At 64.3% G+C, this 19,309-nt stretch carries 11 protein-coding genes and 3 rRNA genes; 3 read left to right on the top strand and 11 right to left on the bottom strand.

Annotated features, from left to right (window positions below; translation table 11 throughout):
- Window positions 1-81: 81 nt before the first annotated feature.
- From OG734_RS41070 to OG734_RS41035, 8 genes are all read right to left on the bottom strand, one after another.
- On the bottom strand, window positions 82-966 hold the full coding sequence (locus OG734_RS41070; RefSeq protein ID WP_330292461.1) for a DUF881 domain-containing protein: 885 nt from the start codon (window positions 964-966) through the stop codon (window positions 82-84).
- A 5-nt stretch (window positions 967-971) separates the two neighbouring features.
- Window positions 972-1,304, bottom strand: a complete 333-nt coding sequence (locus tag OG734_RS41065; RefSeq protein ID WP_003988855.1) for a small basic family protein — start codon at window positions 1,302-1,304, stop codon at window positions 972-974.
- A complete protein-coding gene (locus OG734_RS41060; RefSeq protein ID WP_330293975.1) occupies window positions 1,301-2,137 on the bottom strand; it encodes a DUF881 domain-containing protein in 837 nt (278 codons plus the stop codon). The genes OG734_RS41065 and OG734_RS41060 overlap by 4 nt, the downstream gene beginning before the upstream one ends.
- Before the next feature lie 167 nt (window positions 2,138-2,304).
- Window positions 2,305-4,800, bottom strand: a complete 2,496-nt coding sequence (locus OG734_RS41055) for a mannose-1-phosphate guanyltransferase (RefSeq protein ID WP_330292460.1) — start codon at window positions 4,798-4,800, stop codon at window positions 2,305-2,307.
- Window positions 4,801-4,911: 111 nt separating this feature from the next.
- Window positions 4,912-5,520: a CDP-alcohol phosphatidyltransferase family protein gene (locus tag OG734_RS41050; protein WP_330292459.1), complete on the bottom strand. Its 609-nt coding sequence runs from the start codon at window positions 5,518-5,520 to the stop codon at window positions 4,912-4,914.
- A 109-nt stretch (window positions 5,521-5,629) separates the two neighbouring features.
- Window positions 5,630-5,746: ribosomal RNA gene (rrf, locus tag OG734_RS41045) — 5S ribosomal RNA — on the bottom strand.
- A gap of 92 nt (window positions 5,747-5,838) precedes the next feature.
- A 23S ribosomal RNA gene (locus OG734_RS41040) occupies window positions 5,839-8,960 on the bottom strand.
- A gap of 321 nt (window positions 8,961-9,281) precedes the next feature.
- Window positions 9,282-10,808, bottom strand: a 16S ribosomal RNA gene (locus tag OG734_RS41035).
- Together the 16S, 23S and 5S rRNA genes form the textbook arrangement of a ribosomal RNA operon.
- Window positions 10,809-11,375: 567 nt before the next feature.
- Between OG734_RS41035 and OG734_RS41030 the strand changes: the two genes are divergently transcribed.
- Window positions 11,376-11,825: a PTS sugar transporter subunit IIA gene (locus OG734_RS41030; protein WP_330292458.1), complete on the top strand. Its 450-nt coding sequence runs from the start codon at window positions 11,376-11,378 to the stop codon at window positions 11,823-11,825.
- A 78-nt stretch (window positions 11,826-11,903) separates the two neighbouring features.
- Window positions 11,904-13,574, top strand: coding sequence for a phosphoenolpyruvate--protein phosphotransferase (gene ptsP, locus OG734_RS41025; protein WP_330293974.1), 1,671 nt, complete (start codon window positions 11,904-11,906; stop codon window positions 13,572-13,574).
- 105 nt (window positions 13,575-13,679) lie between these two features.
- Here ptsP and OG734_RS41020 read toward each other — a convergent pair whose 3' ends face one another.
- Together OG734_RS41020 and OG734_RS41015 are read right to left on the bottom strand one after the other, a co-directional pair.
- Window positions 13,680-14,573, bottom strand: coding sequence for a hypothetical protein (locus tag OG734_RS41020; protein ID WP_330292457.1), 894 nt, complete (start codon window positions 14,571-14,573; stop codon window positions 13,680-13,682).
- Between the two features lie 22 nt (window positions 14,574-14,595).
- The gene (locus tag OG734_RS41015) at window positions 14,596-15,804 is read right to left on the bottom strand and encodes an MFS transporter (RefSeq protein WP_330292456.1); all 1,209 of its coding nucleotides are present in this window, start codon (window positions 15,802-15,804) and stop codon (window positions 14,596-14,598) included.
- 111 nt (window positions 15,805-15,915) lie between these two features.
- Here OG734_RS41015 and OG734_RS41010 point away from each other — a divergent pair, with 111 nt between their 5' ends.
- Complete coding sequence (locus tag OG734_RS41010; RefSeq protein WP_330292455.1) at window positions 15,916-17,235, top strand: aminotransferase class I/II-fold pyridoxal phosphate-dependent enzyme; 1,320 nt, start codon at window positions 15,916-15,918, stop codon at window positions 17,233-17,235.
- A 20-nt stretch (window positions 17,236-17,255) separates the two neighbouring features.
- Here the strand turns inward: OG734_RS41010 and OG734_RS41005 are convergent, their stop codons facing one another.
- The gene (locus OG734_RS41005) at window positions 17,256-19,232 is read right to left on the bottom strand and encodes an acetoacetate--CoA ligase (RefSeq protein WP_330292454.1); all 1,977 of its coding nucleotides are present in this window, start codon (window positions 19,230-19,232) and stop codon (window positions 17,256-17,258) included.
- Window positions 19,233-19,309: the final 77 nt, after the last annotated feature.

Genomic DNA, 19,309 nt, shown 5'->3' with positions numbered 1-19,309 from the left:
TTCCACCACGCACCACCCATTCGGTGCGCCGACCCCCCGCAACCTCATGCCCTCCCTGGACAGCCCTCATGCACCCCCGGTTCACTCGGAGGACGACCGAGCGTAGTCAGGCCGCTTCGCCGCTCGCAAGGCGTCCACGACGATCTTGTCCACCCGCTCCACGGTAACGGTGGCCTGCTCCTTCTCCAGGGTCTGCACCACGCCTCCGGGAATGTTGAGCGCCGGTTCGAGGTCCTGCGGCTTGCCGATGACTTTAAAACGATAGGGAGTGTCGATCTTGTTCCCGTCGACGCTCACTCCCCCACCGTCCTCGTCGGCCAGAAAGGTCCCCGCGACCACCCGTACACCGTTCACCTGGATCGCCTCGGCACCGGCCGCACGCAACTCCTGGATCGCGTCGAGGAGCATGTCGGCTTCGACCGTTCCCTTCGTGTCCTCGATGGTCAGCGTGATCCCGGGCCCCTGCGCGGCCACCGTGCCCGCCAGGATGCCCAGTTGCCGCTCCTTCTCGACCGTCTGCTTCCGGGCCTCCTCAGCCTGATCCGAGCTGTTCTCCAACTCGGTCCGCTGATCTTCGAGACCCTGCTTCTCGTCCTCAAGACGCTGCGTACGGTCATCCAGTTCATCGAGAATGCGCACGAGATCTTCCTGACGCGCACCACGCAGCGCTCCGTCGTTGTCACTGGTGGACGCGACCTGCACCGCGAGCCCGAATCCGAGCCCGAACAGCAGCAGCGCGACGATGAGTTGGGCCCGGGTCACCCGCGGCGGCCACAGCCCCTTGACCAGCCGCTGACGGCCGGTCACGGACGGCTCGGGCTCCTCGCCGGCCGCCACCTTCACGGTCTGGGCGTCCGAGGCTTCCGATGGCGTGGCAGAGACCTCCTCGGGGAGTTCCTCACGCAACCGGTTCTCGCCCGCCTCTGCCTGCTTGTCGCCCGCGTCGTTCTTGTCGTTGTCAGTCATCCGCGTCAGGCCCGGAACACGTGCCGGCGGATTGCCGCGGCATTCGAGAAGATACGGATACCGAGGACCACGACAACACCGGTCGACAACTGGGCGCCGACACCCAGCTTGTCGCCGAGGAAGACGATCAGCGCGGCCACGACCACGTTCGACAGGAACGACACCACGAAGACCTTGTCGTCGAAGATGCCGTCGAGCATGGCCCGCAGACCACCGAACACGGCGTCCAGGGCCGCGACGACGGCAATGGGAAGGTAAGGCTCGACGACCGCCGGAACCTCGGGCCGGACCAACAATCCAGCCACGACTCCCACGACGAGGCCCAGTACCGCGATCACGATGTGCCCTTCTCTGTGCTCGGCTGTGCTGTACGTACGATCACGCTCGGTGCGGCGGGCAGCCGGAGGTCGCTCTCCACGGAGATGCTGGTCCGGATGTCGAAGTTCTCCTGCAACGCGTGCAGATACAGTCCGTCGGCGCTGTCCTGGAACCTGGTGCTCAGCCGCTTGCCGTCCCCCACCGCGAGCACCGTGTACGGCGGCACCAGCGGCTTGTTGTCGACCAGTATCGCGTCTCCCGCGGCCCGGATCGCCGACAGGGCCGTCAACCGCTGCCCGTTGATCGCTATGGCCTCGGCGCCCGACTGCCACAGACCGTTGACGACCCGCTGCATGTCCCGGTCGCGTACCCGCCCGGTGTCTGAGAACCCGGAGGTCTCGCGCGCGTCCCCGCCGGCCCCGGTGCTGGCTTCCTTCGCGTCGTCCACGACGAGCTTGACACCCGGTCCGTGCACCTCGGTCGCACCCGACAGAATGCCCACCAGGTCGGCCTGTCCACCGACGCCCTCCGACTTCAGCGCCGCACGCTGCCGAGCGCTCACATTGTCGCGCAGCTGGTCGACCGTCTCCTCCAGCTTGTCGGCCGCCTCGGTCTCGCGGTCGATGCGGTCGATCAGCTCCTCGCGCTCCTTGGCGACCACTGGCGCCGCCACTCGCGCCTGAGCCGCCCCCACGGTCACCACCAGCGCGGCCAGCACCAGACCGGCGGCAAGACCCAGCTTCGCCCTGAGCGGCCTCGGCAGACCACCGTCGCCCGCGGTCTTCCTACGGGCGGCAGCCTCGGCGTACCCCTCGTCGAGACTGTGGTCCATGACGTTGGTGAGCAGCGACATGGACGCGTCCGGGCGCGCACGGCTCGTGGGAATGCTCCGAACGGGGGGCTGCTGCGGCATGCCGCACATCGTCCCACGTCGCGACCACTGCCTCCGAACGGCCCCACGCGCGTGCCGGACAGGCCCCATTGGGGACTCCTGCCCGGCACGCGCGCGTGCACCTCGGTTCAGCGACCGGCGCCGTCCACGACGGCAGACCACTCGTCGAGCAGCGCCTGAGCGGAAGCGTCGTCAGGCCCCTCTGCCCACAGATGCGTGACAGCCTCCGCCGGGTCGGGCAGAACCATCACCCACCGTCCGTCGGTCTCCACCACTCGTACTCCGTCGGTCGTGTCGACGAACCGCTCTCCGGCTTCCTCGACGACCCGCCGCATGACAAGGCCCTTGACGGCCCACGGAGTCGCCAGATCCCGCTTCAGCACGTGCGCCCGCGGAATCCGCGCATCGATCTGGCTGAGCGTGAGCTGCGTCCGCGCGACCAGCCCGATAAGCCGTACGAAGGCCGCCGAACCGTCGAACACACTGCTGAACTCCGGCACGATGAAGCCACCGCGCCCGTCCCCGCCGAAGATGGTCGTCTCGTCGCGCCCGACCCGGGTCAGATCGTCGGGCGATGTAGTCGTCCACTCCACCTGGGTCCCGTGATAGGCGGCGACCTGCTCGGCGATTCGGGTAGTGGTCACCGGCAGCGCCACCCGCCCACTGCGCCGTTCCGCGGCCACCAGGTCCAGCATGACGAGCAGCGCCCGATCATCTTCGATGATCCGCCCCTTCTCGTCGACGAGCGAAAGCCGCTCACCCACCGGATCGAAACGCACTCCGAAGGCGGCGCCTGCCGACGCCACGATCTCTCCGAGCCGCACCATCCCGGCTCGACGGGTATCCGCGGACTCCGTCGGCCTGGACTCGTCGAGCCCGGGATTGATGGTCAGCGAATCGACCCCGAGCTTCCCCAGCAGACTGGGCAGCACAAGGCCCGCACTGCCGTTGGACGCATCCACGACAACCTTGAGCCCGGACTCCGCAATCCCGGTCGTGTCGACATTCCGCAGCAATGACCCGGTGTACGAGTCGAACACACTGGCCGGAAAATGCAGATCCCCGATCTCCCCCGGGAACGCCCGCCTGTACTCCTGGCGGGCGAACACCCGGTCCAGCTTCCGCTGACTCGCCTGCGAAAGATCGGCCCCCTGCCCGTCGAAGAACATGATGTCGACGGAATCAGGTACACCGGGCGTCGTCCGGATCATGATCCCCCCGGCACTCCCCCGCGCAGTCTGCTGCCGCGCCACCGGCAGCGGCACGTTTTCCAGGTCTCGTACGTCGATGGCGCTGGTCTGCAACGCGGAGATGACCGCCCGCTTCAACGCGCGGGCACCACGGGAGTGGTCGCGGGCAGTGGTGACCGTGGACCCCTTCTTCAATGTGGTCGCGTAGGCACCGGCCAACCGCACCGCCAGCTCGGGCGTGATCTCGACGTTGAGGATCCCGGAGACTCCCCGAGCGCCGAAGAGATGTGCCTGCCCCCTGGATTCCCAGATCACCGACGTGTTGACGAAGGCGCCGGCCTCGATCGTCTTGAACGGGTAAACGCGCACGTTCCCCTGAATGATCGATTCCTCACCGACGAGACACTCGTCGCCGATGACCGCCCCGTCCTCGATCCGCGCCGCGCGCATGATGTCGGTATTCTTCCCGACTACGCAGCCACGCAGATTACTGTGCTGGCCGATGTACACGTTGTCGTGCACCACGGCCCGGTGCAGAAAGGCCCCGCTCTTGACGACGACGTTCGAGCCGACAACGGTGTGCTCGCGGATTTCCACACCGGCCTCGACCTTGGCGTAGTCCCCGATGTAGAGGGGCCCACGGAGCACGGCATCGGGATGTACCTCGGCGCCCTCCGCGACCCACACACCGGGCGAGATCTCAAAGCCGTCGAGCTCGACATCGACCTTGCCTTCAAGGACGTCGGCCTGCGCCTTCACGTAGCTCTCGTGCGTACCGACGTCTTCCCAGTATCCCTCGGCGATGTACCCGTAGACCAGCCGTCCTTCCTTCATCAGCTGCGGGAAGACGTCACCGGACCAGTCGACGGAAACATCGGCCTCGACATAGTCGAAGACCTCGGGCTCCATGACGTAGATGCCCGTGTTCACGGTGTCGGAGAAGACCTGGCCCCAGGTCGGCTTCTCGAGGAAGCGCTCGACCTTGCCTTCCTCGTCGACGATGGTGATACCGAATTCCAGTGGATTCGGCACCCTCGTCAAGCAGACAGTGACAAGCGCACCCTTTTCTTTGTGGAAATTGATGAGCTCGGTGAGGTCGAAGTCGGTCAGCGCATCACCGGAGATGACGAGGAAAGTGTCGTCCTTCAACGCCTCTTCGGCGTTCTTGACGCTTCCGGCGGTACCGAGTGGCTTCTCCTCATTGGCATAGGTGAGCTCCATGCCGAGCTCTTCGCCATCACCGAAGTAGTTCTTGACGAGCGAGGCCAGGAACTGAACAGTAACGACTGTCTCGTTGAGCCCATGCCTTTTGAGCAGCCGCAGCACATGCTCCATGATCGGCCGATTGGCCACTGGCAGGAGCGGCTTGGGCATGCTTGAGGTCATTGGGCGAAGGCGCGTGCCTTCGCCTCCGGCCATCACGACGGCCTTCATGTCGGAAGCGTCCTCCTTGAAGAGACGGTCTAGCCGACTTCACCCGTCCAGATTGTCCCGCACTTTTCCGAAGCGGGCCATCGAGCCACTACAGTCGCCCAATCGGCGAGCTCAATCGGCCATGGCGTCCGCACGGACCAGCCGGCGGACTTGTACCACGTAGAGGACTCCTGCCCACCAGTACAGGGTTGTACCCCATCCGGCGAACGCCCATCCGAAAATAGCAGCGAGTGACGAGATCCATCCACTCCCGTCACTGAGTAGAAGTAGCGGGAAGGCATACATCAGGTTGAACGTAGCGGCCTTCCCCAGGAAGTTCACTTGCGGCGGCGGATACCCATGGCGTCTGAGGATGCCCACCATCACCAGCAGAACCATCTCTCGCGCCAACAGTGCAGCGGTCAACCAGATTGGCAGAATCTCGCGCCATGTGAGACCGACCAAAGTCGAGAGAATGTAGAGCCGGTCGGCTGCAGGATCAAGGAGCCGTCCAAGACTGCTGATCTGGTTCCAGCGCCTCGCGAGCTTGCCGTCCAGATAGTCACTGATCCCGCTCAGCATCAGCACCAGGAGTGCCCAGCCGTCGCTCTTCGGCCCGCCGAACTCAGGCCGAAGGATCAGCCAGAGAAAGACAGGTACGCCGACAAGGCGCGCCATGCTGAGGATGTTCGGGATGGTGAGGACCCGGTCTGTCTGGACGCGGGTCTCCTGGACCTCCACCCGGGGGCCTCCTGTGGGGAATGAGCCAACGATGCCCCCTGACCCTACCTCAACGCAAAAAAGCTCCGGCCCTCGGGCGGTATGCCCAAGAGCCGGAGCTTCAAAAGGAGTTCGGCGGTGTCCTACTCTCCCACAGGGTCCCCCCTGCAGTACCATCGGCGCTGTGAGGCTTAGCTTCCGGGTTCGGAATGTAACCGGGCGTTTCCCTCACGCTATGACCACCGAAACACGGTGAAACACATCAACCGCACCACACCCGTGACCTTGGGTGTGGGGTTGTTCGTGGTTTCAGAACCAACACAGTGGACGCGAGCAACTGAGGACAAGCCCTCGGCCTATTAGTACCAGTCACCTCCACCCGTTGCCGGGCTTCCAGATCTGGCCTATCAACCCAGTCGTCTACTGGGAGCCTTACCCCATCTAGTGGGTGGGAACACTCATCTCGAAGCAGGCTTCCCGCTTAGATGCTTTCAGCGGTTATCCCTCCCGAACGTAGCCAACCAGCCATGCCCTTGGCAGGACAACTGGCACACCAGAGGTTCGTCCGTCCCGGTCCTCTCGTACTAGGGACAGCCCTTCTCAATGTTCCTGCGCGCGCAGCGGATAGGGACCGAACTGTCTCACGACGTTCTAAACCCAGCTCGCGTACCGCTTTAATGGGCGAACAGCCCAACCCTTGGGACCGACTCCAGCCCCAGGATGCGACGAGCCGACATCGAGGTGCCAAACCATCCCGTCGATATGGACTCTTGGGGAAGATCAGCCTGTTATCCCCGGGGTACCTTTTATCCGTTGAGCGACGGCGCTTCCACAAGCCACCGCCGGATCACTAGTCCCGACTTTCGTCCCTGCTCGACCCGTCGGTCTCACAGTCAAGCTCCCTTGTGCACTTACACTCAACACCTGATTGCCAACCAGGCTGAGGGAACCTTTGGGCGCCTCCGTTACTCTTTAGGAGGCAACCGCCCCAGTTAAACTACCCATCAGACACTGTCCCTGATCCGGATCACGGACCCAGGTTAGACATCCAGCACGACCAGACTGGTATTTCAACGACGACTCCACAAACACTGGCGTGCCCGCTTCAAAGTCTCCCAGCTATCCTACACAAGCCGAACCGAACACCAATATCAAACTATAGTAAAGGTCCCGGGGTCTTTCCGTCCTGCTGCGCGAAACGAGCATCTTTACTCGTAGTGCAATTTCACCGGGCCTATGGTTGAGACAGTCGAGAAGTCGTTACGCCATTCGTGCAGGTCGGAACTTACCCGACAAGGAATTTCGCTACCTTAGGATGGTTATAGTTACCACCGCCGTTTACTGGCGCTTAAGTTCTCAGCTTCGCCACCCCGAAGAGTGACTAACCGGTCCCCTTAACGTTCCAGCACCGGGCAGGCGTCAGTCCGTATACATCGCCTTACGGCTTCGCACGGACCTGTGTTTTTAGTAAACAGTCGCTTCTCGCTGGTCTCTGCGGCCACCCCCAGCTCATGAAGTAAATTCAATCACCGGTGATGGCCCCCCTTCTCCCGAAGTTACGGGGGCATTTTGCCGAGTTCCTTAACCATAGTTCACCCGAACGCCTCGGTATTCTCTACCTGACCACCTGAGTCGGTTTAGGGTACGGGCCGCCATGAAACTCGCTAGAGGCTTTTCTCGACAGCATAGGATCATCCACTTCACCACAATCGGCTCGGCATCAGGTCTCAGACTCATGATGTGCGGATTTACCTACACACCGTCCTACACCCTTACCCCGGGACAACCACCGCCCGGGATGGACTACCTTCCTGCGTCACCCCATCACTCACCTACTGCAGGTCTGGTCCGCCGGCTCCACCACTCCCCCTTGCCCGAAGGCTCCGGGGCGGCTTCACGGACTTAGCATCGCCTGGTTCAATGTTTGACGCTTCACAGCGGGTACCGGAATATCAACCGGTTATCCATCGACTACGCCTGTCGGCCTCGCCTTAGGTCCCGACTTACCCTGGGCAGATCAGCTTGACCCAGGAACCCTTAGTCAATCGGCGCACACGTTTCCCACGTGTGTATCGCTACTCATGCCTGCATTCTCACTCGTGAACCGTCCACCACTAGCTTCCGCTGCAGCTTCACCCGGCACACGACGCTCCCCTACCCATCCCAACGGGCGTTGGCCCTATTGCTGGAATGACACGACTTCGGCGGTACGCTTGAGCCCCGCTACATTGTCGGCGCGGAATCACTAGACCAGTGAGCTATTACGCACTCTTTCAAGGGTGGCTGCTTCTAAGCCAACCTCCTGGTTGTCTGTGCGACTCCACATCCTTTCCCACTTAGCGTACGCTTAGGGGCCTTAGTCGATGCTCTGGGCTGTTTCCCTCTCGACCATGGAGCTTATCCCCCACAGTCTCACTGCCGTGCTCTCACTTACCGGCATTCGGAGTTTGGCTAAGGTCAGTAACCCGGTAGGGCCCATCGCCTATCCAGTGCTCTACCTCCGGCAAGAAACACACGACGCTGCACCTAAATGCATTTCGGGGAGAACCAGCTATCACGGAGTTTGATTGGCCTTTCACCCCTAACCACAGGTCATCCCCCAGGTTTTCAACCCTGGTGGGTTCGGTCCTCCACGAAGTCTTACCTCCGCTTCAACCTGCCCATGGCTAGATCACTCCGCTTCGGGTCTTGAGCGCGCTACTAAAACGCCCTATTCGGACTCGCTTTCGCTACGGCTTCCCCACACGGGTTAACCTCGCAACACACCGCAAACTCGCAGGCTCATTCTTCAAAAGGCACGCAGTCACGACTGTATGTGCAAGCACATACAGCGACGCTCCCACGGCTTGTAGGCACACGGTTTCAGGTACTATTTCACTCCGCTCCCGCGGTACTTTTCACCATTCCCTCACGGTACTATCCGCTATCGGTCACCAGGGAATATTTAGGCTTAACGGGTGGTCCCGCCAGATTCACACGGGATTTCTCGGGCCCCGTGCTACTTGGGTGTCTCTCAAACGAGCCGTTAATGTTTCGACTACGGGGGTCTTACCCTCTACGCCGGACCTTTCGCATGTCCTTCGCCTACATCAACGGTTTCTGACTCGTCTCACGGCCGGCAGACCGTGAAAGAGAGATCCCACAACCCCGCACACGCAACCCCTGCCGGGTCTCACACGTATACGGTTTGGCCTCATCCGGTTTCGCTCGCCACTACTCCCGGAATCACGGTTGTTTTCTCTTCCTGCGGGTACTGAGATGTTTCACTTCCCCGCGTTCCCTCCACACACCCTATGTGTTCAGATGTGGGTGACAGCCCATGACGACTGCCGGGTTTCCCCATTCGGAAACCCCCGGATCAAAGCCTGGTTGACGACTCCCCGGGGACTATCGTGGCCTCCCACGTCCTTCATCGGTTCCTGGTGCCAAGGCATCCACCGTGCGCCCTTAAAAACTTGGCCACAGATGCTCGCGTCCACTGTGCAGTTCTCAAACAACGACCAACCACCCGTCACAACCCGCCGAAGCAGATCTTTACCGGGGTCGGCACTGAAGGCAGCCGTTACCGGCCGTACCCTCAGACACCCAACAGCGTGCCCGACCCGTCCCCGCCCGGAGATCATGCTTTCCACGCCCTCTTGCGAGAGCAGTACTTGCAGCCTCCGACCCGTGAAACCGGCCGAATAATCAACGTTCCACCCATGAGCAACCACCGCCGGACGTATGCCGACGTAATGGCCCTGGACCACCAGGACATGCCTGGCGGCCTAGATGCTCCTTAGAAAGGAGGTGATCCAGCCGCACCTTCCGGTACGGCTACCTTGTTACGACTTCGTCCCAATCGCCAGTCCCACCTTCGACAGCTCCCTCCCCGTGAGGGGTTGGGCCACCGGCTTCGGGTGTTACCGACTTTCGTGACGTGACGGGCGGTGTGTACAAGGCCCGGGAACGTATTCACCGCAGCAATGCTGATCTGCGATTACTAGCAACTCCGACTTCATGGGGTCGAGTTGCAGACCCCAATCCGAACTGAGACCGGCTTTTTGAGATTCGCTCCGCCTCACGGCATCGCAGCTCATTGTACCGGCCATTGTAGCACGTGTGCAGCCCAAGACATAAGGGGCATGATGACTTGACGTCGTCCCCACCTTCCTCCGAGTTGACCCCGGCAGTCTCCTGTGAGTCCCCATCACCCCGAAGGGCATGCTGGCAACACAGAACAAGGGTTGCGCTCGTTGCGGGACTTAACCCAACATCTCACGACACGAGCTGACGACAGCCATGCACCACCTGTACACCGACCACAAGGGGGGCACCATCTCTGATGCTTTCCAGTGTATGTCAAGCCTTGGTAAGGTTCTTCGCGTTGCGTCGAATTAAGCCACATGCTCCGCTGCTTGTGCGGGCCCCCGTCAATTCCTTTGAGTTTTAGCCTTGCGGCCGTACTCCCCAGGCGGGGAACTTAATGCGTTAGCTGCGGCACCGACGACGTGGAATGTCGCCAACACCTAGTTCCCACCGTTTACGGCGTGGACTACCAGGGTATCTAATCCTGTTCGCTCCCCACGCTTTCGCTCCTCAGCGTCAGTAATGGCCCAGAGATCCGCCTTCGCCACCGGTGTTCCTCCTGATATCTGCGCATTTCACCGCTACACCAGGAATTCCGATCTCCCCTACCACACTCTAGTCTGCCCGTATCGAATGCAGACCCGGGGTTAAGCCCCGGGCTTTCACATCCGACGCGACAGACCGCCTACGAGCTCTTTACGCCCAATAATTCCGGACAACGCTTGCGCCCTACGTATTACCGCGGCTGCTGGCACGTAGTTAGCCGGCGCTTCTTCTGCAGGTACCGTCACTTTCGCTTCTTCCCTGCTGAAAGAGGTTTACAACCCGAAGGCCGTCATCCCTCACGCGGCGTCGCTGCATCAGGCTTTCGCCCATTGTGCAATATTCCCCACTGCTGCCTCCCGTAGGAGTCTGGGCCGTGTCTCAGTCCCAGTGTGGCCGGTCGCCCTCTCAGGCCGGCTACCCGTCGTCGCCTTGGTGAGCCACTACCTCACCAACAAGCTGATAGGCCGCGGGCTCATCCTGCACCGCCGGAGCTTTGAACCCACCCCCATGCGAGGGAAGGTATTATCCGGTATTAGACCCCGTTTCCAGGGCTTGTCCCAGAGTGCAGGGCAGATTGCCCACGTGTTACTCACCCGTTCGCCACTAATCCACCCCGAAAGGCTTCATCGTTCGACTTGCATGTGTTAAGCACGCCGCCAGCGTTCGTCCTGAGCCAGGATCAAACTCTCCGTGAATGTCAACCCGTAATCGGGCCACACCACGAGAGCGGAACAGTCAAGCGGAATAAGCCCGACCGTTCACAGCGTCCTCGCTGTGTTTACTACTTCAAAGGAACCTCGCCCTCCCGAACGGGAGAGACGGGGTATCAACATATCTGGCGTTGATTTTTGGCACGCTGTTGAGTTCTCAAGGAACGGACGCTTCCTTCGTACTCACCCGAGAGACTCTCTCAGGCTTTCCTCCGGGCAGTTTCCCTTCGGTGTTTCAAACTCTATCAGTGTTTTTCCGTCTCCCTGACCACTGTTCAGCACGCATGCAAAACATGACCCCGGATAGGATCTGACAAGTTGGATGCTGCCAGGCAAGGACGCTTGGTTCGTGTCACTCGGCCTCAAGCAGGAGTGCAACTGTACACGGGCCCTCAGAGCGGGCGCAAATCGATTGCCTGGGTGCTCTGAGGATGTCAACCGGCGTCTCTCGCACGGAACCGGCACTTCATATGACATACGCTGCTCAACAGTGTGCCGTCCGGGACAGGCTAGTGACGGCCCGTATGGATCTCCACCCTCGGGAGGCTTCCCTTGACCACCGTGACGTCCCCTCTTGCAGGGCGTGCCATCGGACTGGCCGCCGTGCCAGACCCGGTCTTCTCCGGGGCCATGGTCGGCCCTGGCACCGCGATCGACCCCGTGCGCGAGCCCGCAGAGGCTGTCGCACCCGTGTCCGGAGTCATCGTCTCGCTCCACCCGCACGCCTTCGTCGTCGTTGACGACGAGGGCCACGGTGTACTCACTCACCTCGGTATCGACACCGTGCAACTCAATGGCGAGGGCTTCGAACTGCTCGTCAACAAAGGCGACACGGTGACGCGGGGTCAGAGCGTGGTGCGCTGGAACCCGGCCGCGGTAGAAGCTGCCGGCAAGTCCCCTGTGTGCCCGATCGTGGCGCTTGAGGCCACACCTGATTCCCTCTCCGATCTTATTGAAGACGGCGCTGTGAAGGCTGGCGACAGCCTCTTCGGTTGGCAGTGACGTCAGCGCCGGTCCATGACGGCAAGCACGAAAACCACCAAGGCGGCGGGACCTGCCGCACTATCGGAGACGGGTGAGATGGAGACAACGCTGCGAGGCGTCGGCGTGAGCCACGGTGTGGCGATCGGCGAGGTTCGGCACATGGGAACGGCGGTACTCGAGCCGCCTGCCAAGCAGATTCCGGCGGAAGATGCGAAGCGCGAACAAGGGCGCGCCCGCCAGGCCGTGGATGCTGTGGCCGCGGACCTGATTGCGCGCGGCAATCTGGCTGGCGGCGAAGCCCAGGCGGTACTCGAAGCCCAGGCGATGATGGCCCAGGACCCTGAATTGATGGCGGACGTCGACCGACGTATCGCGGTCGGCAGTACGGCGGAGCGCGCTGTGTATGACGCGTTCGCCGCGTATCGCGCCCTGCTGGCGGCTGCTGGCGAGTACCTCGCTGGTCGCGTGGCCGACCTGGACGATGTGCGGAATCGTATCGTCGCCCGGCTGCTCGGGGTCCCCATGCCTGGTGTCCCTGACAGCGACGAGCCGTACGTCCTTATTGCTCGTGACCTCGCGCCCGCCGACACCGCACTGTTGGATCCGACCCTGGTGCTCGGCTTCGTCACCGAGGAAGGTGGGCCGACCAGCCACAGCGCGATCCTGGCAAGGGCCCTCGGTGTCCCCGCTGTGGTGGCGTTGCCCGGTGCGGGGGAGCTCGCCGAGGGCACAGTGATCGCGGTGGACGGCAGCACGGGTGAAATCTTCGTGGAACCCAGTGCAGAGAAGAAGGCGCAGTTGGAGACGGCGGCGGCCCAGCGCAAGGCGGCGCTGGCAGCCTCGACCGGGCCGGGTGCCACCTCCGACGGTTACAAGGTGCCGCTGCTGGCGAACGTCGGCGGGCCGGCGGACGTACCGGCTGCCGTCGAGGCCGGGGCCGAGGGTGTCGGTCTCTTCCGTACCGAGTTCCTCTTCCTGGACGACAGCAAGAACGCGCCGTCGGAGGCGAAGCAGATCGAGGCGTACCGGCAGGTTCTCGAGGCTTTCCCCGAGGGGCGCGTCGTCGTTCGGGTGCTCGACGCGGGCGCGGACAAACCGCTGGACTTCCTTACTCCTGCCGACGAGCCGAACCCGGCTCTGGGTGTGCGCGGTCTTCGGACCCTGCTCGACCACCCCGATGTACTGCGTACGCAGCTGACAGCACTCGCGAAGGCCGCGGAAGGGCTGCCTGTCTACCTTGAGGTCATGGCTCCGATGGTTGCGGACCGTGCCGATGCCAAGGCGTTCGCGGATGCCTGCCGTGCGGCCGGGCTGCGGGCGAAGTTCGGTGCCATGGTGGAGATTCCGTCGGCCGCGCTGCGGGCGCGCTCGATTCTGCAGGAGGTCGAGTTCCTGTCCTTGGGAACCAACGACCTCGCGCAGTACACCTTCGCCGCCGACCGACAGGTGGGTGCGGTTTCTCGTCTGCAGGATCCGTGGCAGCCCGCGCTGCTCGACCTGGTCGCGCTGTCCGCCGATGCGGCACGTGCAGAGGGCAAGAGCTGTGGTGTCTGTGGTGAGGCGGCGTCGGACCCGTTGCTCGCGTGTGTGTTGATCGGTCTAGGTGTCACCTCTCTTTCCATGGGTGCGGCCTCGATTCCCTATGTGCGGGCGTCGCTGGCCAAGTACACGCTGGCGCAGTGCGAGCGGGCCGCCGCAGCGGCCCGGGCTTCGGACAGCGCCGAAGAGGCACGCGACGCTGCTCAGGCAGTGCTGTCGGGCGAATAGTTGTCCGGTCTGCTCCGGGCCGTCGGTCAGACCGGCTCGGAGCAGACCGTCCGTTCGTCGAGGGGCGTCCCACTTCGCGTGGGGCGCCCCTAGCCCGTTGCTCGTTCAGTGGGCGTGCCCTGTCGTGGGTTCCGCTTCTCCGAGGTCGGGGGGTGCGCAGTAGTCGACATCCGGTTCCGGGGAGATGAGGTCGCCCGAGTCGGCGTCGGTGCAGTAGGCGTCGAAGACCTCGCCGGCGGTCAGGGGCTCGACGCCGTTTTCGCGCAGGCGCCAACCATAGATGTGGTCGGTGGCGCCCGGGGCTGTGGTGCGCATGACGAGTCCTCCGGGGCTCTGGGTGGCGATGCCAAGAGCCAGGACCGTGGTGAATTCGAGGGCTTCGGCCTCGTCGATTTCCGTGGCGCCCTCGCTGTCGTCGTCTGCGTGGAGGACGGCGACCAGTGTTTCGGCTGGTGTCGTGACGCTGCAGACGAGGTGCCTGTTTCCTTGGGGAGCGGTGTCGATGATGCGGACGAGGAGGTTCGAGGCACGGGCGAAAGCTGCGTGTCCGATGTCTTCGCCGCAGGATGCGCAGGGGCCGACACGGGCCAGGAGTGTGGCGGCGTACTCCCAGGTCGCCTGGCGGACGGCCTCGTCGACGAGGTCCGGGACCAGTTCGGCGAGGGGTTGGCCGTCGTACGCAACGGTGGGGCCCGTGGTGGCGAGTTCCGCTGTGAAGCGGGTGCGGCTGGACGGGGCGTCCGGGTCGAGCCCGGTGTCGGTGCAGAATTCGGCGTACTCCTCGGGGTCGAAGAGCGCGACGGTGGTGTGGTTGCCCTGTGCGGCAAGGCTCTTCAGGAGCGCTTCTACCTCACGGAGGTAGGCCGTGTGGTCTTGGAAGGTGAAGGTGCGGTAGCGCCGCATCGCCCGGAAGTCGTGTTCGTCTGTGAGCAGGCCGATGGTGCCCGCGATTTCGCGGCGCAGAACGCGCCGCATGGTCGGATGGCCGGTGTTCGCCATAGTTCCCCCTGTGCGCTGTCGATCAATGCTCACTCACAGTAACGGGAGCCACTGACAATGACACTTGGGCCAGGCGGTCACGGACGAGTCGGTGCTGAATCATGCAGGTCACAGCGATGCCGACGCCGAATCCGGTCCAGCCGAGAGGGCCGGTGGCGATGGCCGCCGTGACGGCCAGTGGCCCGATGCTGCGCTGGATGGCCTGCGCGAGTCCGTGGACCCCGAGATACGCGCCCTGGGCGGTGTCGGGAGCGAGGGCGACGGAGAGTTCCCAGGAGACGGTGGCATGGAGCATTTCTGCCAGGGTGAAGGCGGCGGCCGAGACGGTGAGGAACAGCGTCGCGGAGGCAGCCGTACCGGTTGCTGACAGTGCCATGGTGATGCCGCCCAGGGCGAAGACCGCGGAGAGCGGGAGCAGGAGCGTGCGAGCGGCCTCGGTGGTGGCGCCGAGGCGGGCCAGGGGGACCTGGAGGCCCACCACCATCACATTGTTGAGAACCATCAGCAGCGGTGCGAGGCCGGTCGGTGCGCTGCCGGTGTGGGCGATCCAGAGTGGCAGGCCGACCTTGAAGACCGCGTCGTCGAGGAAGAGGACGGCCTCGGTCGCGACATAGGCGAGGTAGGTGCGATCGCGCCACGGACTCGCCGGCCTGGTCGTGAGCCTGGCGTCGGACGACGTGGCTACCGTGCGGGAGGGCGAGGGGGGTTCGGCGCAACGGAGGGTGAGAATCGCGGTGGCGGCGAACGAGAGTGCGTCGCCGATGAGAAGCCATTGGTACGCCGCGGTGGTGCCGAGGGCCAGGGCCGCGGCGGCGGCAAGGCCGCCGAGTGCCCAACCCGCGTTGGCGGCCGTCCGGTTGATCGCCTGGTATCGGACGCGGTCCGGCCCGGCGACGCGGGTGGCATAGAGCTTCGTGACGACGCTCGACGCGCGGTCGCCGAAGCCGCCGATGGCCGTACACGCGAGGAGTACCGCGTAGTTATCGGTCGTGAGCAGGGCGAACGAGGCCAGGGCGCGTATCAGCTGGAGGGTGACCAGCACACGGGTGAGCGGAAAGCGGTCGGCAAGGCGGCCGCCCATCGGCGCTCCGGCAATGCCGATGGCTCCTGCGGCGGCGACAAGGGTGCCGACCTCAGCGATGGAGAGACCGGAGACATAGGTGAAGTACAGGACGGAGACGGATGCCCACAGACCGCTGCCGATGCGGTCGACGAGGGTGATCAGAAGCATTCTGCGGCCGTGGGGGCCTCCTGGTACGCGGTCGGTCCAGGCGGCCGCACGGCGCAGTGGATTCACGGTTCCCCCTTGCTTCCATTTATGTACTGATACATAATAATCAACGTGGCAACACAATATGGGATCAGTGGTACGACGGCCAAGGCAATTGCCGCGTCCGTCGAACGAGGTGTGTCCGAGGGGGCGTTGGGGCCGGAGGCCGCGCTGCCTCCCGTGCGCCGGCTCGCCGATGAACTGGGGGTGAGTCCGGGGACGGTCGCGACGGCTTACAAGGAGCTGCGGCAGCGTGGGATCGTGGTCACCCGCGGCCGGGGCGGAACTGTCGTGGCGGCTGCTCCGGCGGTCGCCTCGCGACGGCCTCCCAAAGTCCCGGACGGACTGCGCGACTTGGCAGGCGGACACCCTGATCCCGGGCTGCTCCCCCGGTTGGTGACGCCCTCACGCCTCTCCCCTGGTGCCCGTTCGCATCGCGCTACGCCTCGGGTGACGCGGCTGGAACACGTCGTCCGAGAATGGCTCGGGCCCGACGAGGTGCCGACGGAGCACGTGGTCTTCGCCCACGGAGCGCTGGATCTGATCGGGAGGCTGCTGTCGGTTGAGCTGCGACCCGGCGATGCCGTGGCCATGGAGGACCCTGGGTACCACCATCTGCTGGATCTGGTGTCCGCGTTGGGGCTGCGCAACCTCCCGGTCGCCGTGGACGACGAGGGGCTGTTGCCGGACGCGCTGCAAGGGGCCCTGCGGGCGGGTGTACGGGCCGTTGTGTGCAGTCCGCGCGCGCAGAATCCGCGCGGCGGGTGCTTCTCGGCGGCGCGCCGGGACGCGCTTGTCTCGGTGCTCCGAGAGGAGCCGGAGGTTCTCGTGGTGGAGAACGATCATGCGTCTGCCGTCGCGGACGCCCCCCTGCACACGCTGACCTCGGCCGGACTGGCCCGGTGGGTACACGTCCGTACAGTGAGCAAGTTCCTCGGGACCGACCTGCGCTGGGCCGCGGCGGCTTGCGACCCGACCACGCTGGCCCGCCACGACGGACGCATGCTGCTGACGTCCGGCTGGGTCAGTCATCTGCTCCAGGAGACTGTGTACGGGCTGATGACGGACGACGGGACACGCGCGTTGGTGACGAGTGCGAGGGAAACGTACTCGCTGCGGCGGGACGCGCTTCTGCAGGAACTCGGCAGGCACGGGATCCCGGCCCACGGGGTGAGCGGGATGAATGTGTGGGTGCCCGTGCCCGACGAGTCCGCTGTGGTGAACGGGCTGCGGTCGTACGGCTGGTGGGTTGCGGCCGGAGCGCGGTTCCGCCTCGTGTCCGAGCCTGCGGTACGGATCGCGGTGGCTGATCTCCAGCCGGCGGACGCGGCGCGGCTGGCCTCGGACTTCGCGGCCGTGCTGGTCGAGTCCGAGGCCACCTACGGTGGTTGACCGCCGTTCCCAAGGGCCGGTCAGGCTCTTTTGCGCGCCAGCTCTTCGTAGAAGCGCAACAGGTCGAGGTTGTCGATGGAACCGGGATTGACGGCCTTCTCCAAGGGGCTGCCCTGGAGAAGGCGCTTCACCGGGACCTCGATGCGTTTGCCGGTGAGGGTGTGCGGAACTCCAGGGACCTCGATGACCTCGTCAGGGACGTGGCGCGGGGAGAGCTGCTCGCGGATGGTCTGTTTGATGCGGTTCAGGAGTGCCTCGTCGAGGACGGCTCCGGGCGCGAGGTGAACGAAAAGCGGCATCCAGTAGCCGCCGTCGGGTTGCTCGACGCCGATGACGAGGGATTCCTTGATCTCAGGGAGTCGCTCGACGGCTTCGTAGATATCGGCCGACCCCATGCGTACGCCCTGGCGGTTGAGCGTGGAATCGGAGCGGCCGTGGATGATCACGGAGCCGCGCGAGGTGAGAGTGATCCAGTCACCGTGCCGCCACACTCCGGGATAGGTGTCGAAATAGCTGTCGTGGTATCGGCTGCCATCAGCGTCGTTCCAGAAGTGGACAGGCATGGACGGCATCGGGTTGGTGACCACGAGTTCGCCGACCTCGTCCACGAGGGGGTTGCCGCTCGGGTCCCAGGACTGGAGGTCGGTGCCCAGCCCAGGCGCCTGGAGTTCGCCGATGTACACCGGGAGGGTCGGTACGGCTCCTGCGAAGCAGGAGCACACGTCTGTGCCACCGCTGACCGAGGCGATCCACAGGGCGGCCCCGCTCTCCGCGAACTCGTCGTGCAGCCAGCGGAATCCGTCGGGGGGCAGCGGCGATCCGGTAGTGGCGACGCACTGCACCTTGGACAGGTCGAAATCCCGGGACGGGTGGACGCCGGCCTTGCGGCAGGCCATGACGTACGCAGCCGAGGTACCGAAAAGGGTCGCCCCCGTGCGTTCGGCGATCCGCCACTGGGCACCCGTGTCGGGGTAGCCGGGGCTGCCGTCGTAGAGGACGATCGTGGTGCCCGTCAGGAGGCCCGAGACGAGGAAATTCCACATCATCCAGCCGGTGGACGTGTACCAGAAGAAGCGGTCCTCCGGCCCCAGGTCGCAGTGCAGGCCGAGTTGTTTGAGATGCTCGACAAGGATGCCGCCCTGGGACTGGACGATGGCTTTGGGGAGGCCGGTCGTGCCCGAGGAGTAGAGCACCCACAGGGGATGATCGAAGGCGACCTGTTCGTAGACGGGTGTCACCTCCGCGGAAGTGAGAGCGGACCATTCCAGGGCGCCTTCGGGGGGCTCGGTGCCCAGTAGCGGGATGTGGACTACGGCTCGCAGGGTGGGCAGTTCGCGGCGGAGTTCGGCGACCGTGTCACGGCGGTCGTGCTCCTTGCCGCCGTAGCGGTAGCCGTCGACGGTGAACAGCACGACCGGTTCGACCTGCTGGAAGCGGTCGAGAACGCTGCGGGCGCCGAAGTCGGGGGCGCACGACGTCCATACGCCGCCCACGGCGGCCGTGGCGAGCAGGGCGACCACGGCTTGTGGAACGTTCGGGAGGTAGCCGCTCACGCGGTCTCCTGGGCGTACTCCAAGCGCACGCAGCTCTGCGGCGAGGGAGCTGACCTGGCGGCGCAGCTCGGACCAGGTCACCGGGCGGGTTACGTGGGTCTCGTCGACGTGCAGGAGGGCCGGTTCGTCCGCGCGGGTGTCCGCGGCGCGCAAGGCGTGCTCGGCGTAGTTGAGCGTCGCCCCGGGAAACCAGTCCGCCCCGGGCATCGAGCTCTCGCCGAGCACGCGCGCGTAGGGCGTCGAAAAGCGTACGTCGAACCACTCGGTGACGGCCTGCCAGAACGTGTCGAGCTGGTCCACGGACCAACGGTGCAGTGCTGCGTAGCCGCCGTCGGCGGGGGCTCCGTGCCGCTCGGCCGCCCAGGCCTGGAACTTGGTGATCCGGGCCCGGGCGATGCGTTCTCGGTCGGGCTGCCAAAGAGGCGTGGGGTTCGTGGTGGACATGGGGCGGCTCCCGGACTGTGCGCGTGACACGGCTGAGACGGACCATGCCATCTGATCGACTCCGGCACCAGGGTGCG

The organism is Streptomyces sp. NBC_00576, from assembly GCF_036345175.1.
Taxonomy (GTDB): domain Bacteria; phylum Actinomycetota; class Actinomycetes; order Streptomycetales; family Streptomycetaceae; genus Streptomyces.
Note: the sequence above shows the minus strand (reverse complement) of the source record. Positions and strands in the feature narration are given on the sequence as shown.

Bases quoted from the DNA above. Each gene is read 5' to 3' on its own strand.
- OG734_RS41070 (WP_330292461.1), bottom strand. From the start codon at position 966: ATGACTGACAACGACAAGAACGACGCGGGCGACAAGCAGGCAGAGGCG.
- OG734_RS41060 (WP_330293975.1), bottom strand. From the start codon at position 2,137: ATGTCGCTGCTCACCAACGTCATGGACCACAGTCTCGACGAGGGGTAC.
- OG734_RS41055 (WP_330292460.1), bottom strand. From the start codon at position 4,800: ATGAAGGCCGTCGTGATGGCCGGAGGCGAAGGCACGCGCCTTCGCCCA.
- ptsP (WP_330293974.1), top strand. From the start codon at position 11,904: ATGGAGACAACGCTGCGAGGCGTCGGCGTGAGCCACGGTGTGGCGATC.
- OG734_RS41020 (WP_330292457.1), bottom strand. From the start codon at position 14,573: ATGGCGAACACCGGCCATCCGACCATGCGGCGCGTTCTGCGCCGCGAA.
- OG734_RS41015 (WP_330292456.1), bottom strand. From the start codon at position 15,804: ATGCTTCTGATCACCCTCGTCGACCGCATCGGCAGCGGTCTGTGGGCA.
- OG734_RS41005 (WP_330292454.1), bottom strand. From the start codon at position 19,232: ATGTCCACCACGAACCCCACGCCTCTTTGGCAGCCCGACCGAGAACGC.